Annotated in this window: 1 protein-coding gene; it reads left to right on the top strand. The window is 68.3% G+C overall.

Translation table 11 applies throughout. The features are described from left to right. Window positions 1–303, top strand: a 303-nt coding sequence (locus P3H15_RS54865; RefSeq protein ID WP_276144938.1) for an SDR family NAD(P)-dependent oxidoreductase, incomplete at both ends; no start/stop codon positions are given.

Genomic DNA, 303 nt, shown 5'->3' with positions numbered 1-303 from the left:
GAGGCCCGGCTGTTCGCCGAACGCGGCGCGAAGGTCGTCATCGCCGACATCCTCGACGACGACGCCGCCAAGCTGGCAGCGGACATCGGCGCCGACCGCGCACTCGCCGTCCACCTCGACGTCAGCGACCCGCAGCAGTGGGTCGACGCCCTGGCCGCCGGAATCGACGCCTTCGGGCACGTCGACGTGCTCGTCAATAACGCCGGCATCTTTCACCAGGGCACCATCGTCGAGACCCCGGTCGAGCGATACCGGCGCATCATCGAGGTCAACCAGATCGGCGTGTTCCTCGGCATGCAGACC

The organism is Rhodococcus sp. T2V, assembly GCF_029269925.1.
GTDB classification, from domain to species: Bacteria; Actinomycetota; Actinomycetes; order Mycobacteriales; family Mycobacteriaceae; genus Rhodococcus_F; species Rhodococcus_F koreensis.
This window is presented reverse-complemented; position numbering and strand designations above follow the sequence as displayed.